The 2949-nt window shown below is 35.9% G+C and carries 3 protein-coding genes; 1 reads left to right on the top strand and 2 read right to left on the bottom strand.

Annotation, left to right across the window (positions count from 1 at the left end; translation table 11 throughout):
• Nucleotides 1-225 (bottom strand): hypothetical protein (locus ACQ9LF_RS13865; RefSeq protein ID WP_462490016.1); only part of this gene is annotated, 225 nt, incomplete at its 3' end.
• A 26-nt stretch (nt 226-251) separates the two neighbouring features.
• On the bottom strand, nt 252-2075 hold the full coding sequence (locus tag ACQ9LF_RS13860) for a GNAT family N-acetyltransferase (protein WP_462490015.1): 1824 nt from the start codon (nt 2073-2075) through the stop codon (nt 252-254).
• Between the two features lie 552 nt (nt 2076-2627).
• Between ACQ9LF_RS13860 and ACQ9LF_RS13855 the strand changes: the two genes are divergently transcribed.
• Nucleotides 2628-2949 (top strand): hypothetical protein (locus ACQ9LF_RS13855; RefSeq protein ID WP_462490014.1); only part of this gene is annotated, 322 nt, incomplete at its 3' end.

Genomic DNA, 2949 nt, shown 5'->3' with positions numbered 1-2949 from the left:
TAAGAAAGCTGGGCGATGAGGGGAAGTATCCGGAAGTACAACCATGAATCTTCCACCAGACCTAAGGGCGGAAGCAACAAGACACGCACTGAGATAGTCAGTATTCTCTCCTGTCCCTTGTTTTCCATCAAACAACAAACGTTGTTCCTTCCACACCCGCTGAAAGAAATCCTTATCAGCCCCAGGTAGCACATCCAATATATTATTTATCCATTTCTGCAACACAATCAAACATGACCTATTATATTCAATTACTGTCTTATTATTTGTGAACGAATAATAGCCCGTCTAAATTTATTCCAAGTGAATATACGAAAATCCCAGGGTGAACGTAAGTGCACAATTGTGTCGGGTCGGAGTTCTTCAATAAAATCGCACCAATTTGCTGCAGCTAATATAATAGTAACACCAAACTCTTTAGCACAACGTCTAAGATTTCTGGCTACAATATTGGCCGTAATCGGATCTAAAGTTGCACAAAATTCATCTGCCATCCATATATCAGCTTTTGATGCTATAAGCTTAGCAATCATTGCTCTATATCGCTGACCATTACTAAGTTCTTTAAACCTTTTTATATAAAGGTGGGCTTCAGCCAAACCAGATATATTTAATGCGTATAAAGCATCTTCAAAAGGAATTTTACCTAATGAATTAACAAGAGGATAGCGATTACTGAGGGGTTCAAGATTTTGAATTGTAGCATTAACAGGCACGCTTATATTGCCACTATATTCTCCTGAAAATCTTTTAGAATTGCTCAGTCTCTCTCTTAATAAGGAAAGCAATGTGGTTTTGCCTGCCCCAGAAGGACCACATAACAGAACAACGTCTCCAGGATTGATGTGGAAACTTAGATTAGAGAAAAGAGTCGTACGCAACATATCCCTGCTGATACCAAATGCTTGCTGAACGATTCTTGTATATTTAGTTCGAACCAAAGGAGAATCTAAGTGCAATGAACAATTTTGAACATTTATTTGCCTGGATAAATTACAAAGAAAAGATTGTGGGCGAACTACTGGATATTTATCTGGTAGATGTAGTTGGTGTTTACGACGCAATACATATTTTTTGGCCGCTGGAGTTAGGCCTACAATAAACGTAGGTTTAGGTAACCTAAATATTCGATGTAAAAGAGTCCAATTATCGTCCGATAATTTTTGCGGAGATTGAATTAGAAGCTTTAATAAATCTTCACGAGATACCCTATGCTCTGACTCAATCTGTTTCAAGCACACAGCATAATGTACTTGTAAATCTACAATTCCACCTGATTGCTCCTTTAAAATTTCTCCCTTCTTAACTCTATCAAAGTTAGCAAGAATATAATTCATGTCTTTTTCTAAACGGTTGAGATTGCCTTCTGTTTCACCTATATAATGCATTTTAGCAGATTCAACAAAAGGAATATATCGGAGCATGTCGGCAGTAATTTCAAGGAAAAGAGGTTTTAATTTAGCCACATGCCACCGATTACGAGCAAAAGCAATCGCATGTTTAACAAGAAGTCTTGAAAGACCTAAGCCACGAAATTCAGGAGACACAACACACCTAGCAATACGAACAACAATATTTGTGTATTGCTTTGCTGAATTTTTATCCCAGATACTCCAAGAAATTCTTTTTGTACTATCACAAAAAGGATGATTAAATAGTTCGGTACGTGGGCGATTCATTAGAAATGCCGTAGCAAGTTCGATATAACCTAATACATCCGGCAACAATGGATCACTCGATGTAACTATCAAAGGAACACGGCGTCCATGCAGACATGTACCACGATAATGATATTCTTCAAGTTTATGATATCCAGAAAGTTCTTTTTCAGTAATAGGTTCCTTTACGATTAGAGAGATAGATTTGGCCCCGAATATAATTTGATCACGGGAAGAATATGCAGGTAAAATAATAGCCTTCCCATTAATACATTTAGCATAAGCAACATTTTTGCCTTTTAGAATTAAATCATCACCCTCCCCAAGACAACAGAAACGATGGGTAACAGTCTTCACCCCATTTCTTAGACGAAAAGTTTTAGTATTATCAGAATATTTGACTGAAACTACTTGCATATATTAACCAACCCTTGGTCAATCATGATATTGACGCTTATGTATTGTGTTGTGGACATATATTAACTCCTTAACTATCCCTAAAAAGGAAATCTGTGAATATAAACGATTTCCCGTATCCAGCATATTACTACCGAAAAGGACTTTTTGCAATCGGAATTGAGAAAAAAGACATAAAAATGCAAGAATTTGGATGTTTATCTATAAAATATAGAATCTTTGAAAAATAGGTAAAAACAGACAGATAATTTCATGGGTTGACTTCCAATTATTCAACCTTATTACAATAAATTTAACAGTGCTGAACGCGTCATATTACGAGTTAAGAATCTATAAAAAACAACAATAAATATCTGTCCGTAAATAAGTTATGGTTTTATTCGAGTTCGTAAAGTTGTTCTAATAGGGGAGCTTGATTTTTCAGCCAAAAACAAGGTTTTATTACAATAGCTTATTACAATTCTCTTGTTTTACTCTTATTACATTATTACAATAAATTTATGCTTTGATGTTTTATTGTAATATATCCTACTTTATTTTAGGAGTATAGCAGTGAGTAAGACAGGTAAACAAGCCGTCTATATTGACTTTGGCAATCAGACAGTACAAGAGACGGTAAACGGCCACGTTTTAGGAGTTTCCTATAATTCCCACAATAAGACCTATTATACAATGATACCTAAAGCACTTCTAAACGGGGCACAGAGAAGCAAATTGCAGTGGCTTAGTTCTGACAGGCTTAAGGCTGTTGCTAAATTTAGAGCCATTATAGACGGCTTAAAAGGCAAGTCGGAAAAGGTCGTAAAAACTCCTATATCCTTTAGGAGAGGAAAGACATTATCTGTCATTATTCCTAGAAGCCATTTCATAACCT

It is taken from the genome of Anaeroglomus insulsum, assembly GCF_050689095.1.
Taxonomy (GTDB): Bacteria; Planctomycetota; Phycisphaerae; order Sedimentisphaerales; family Anaerohalosphaeraceae; genus Anaeroglomus; species Anaeroglomus insulsum.
This window is presented reverse-complemented; position numbering and strand designations above follow the sequence as displayed.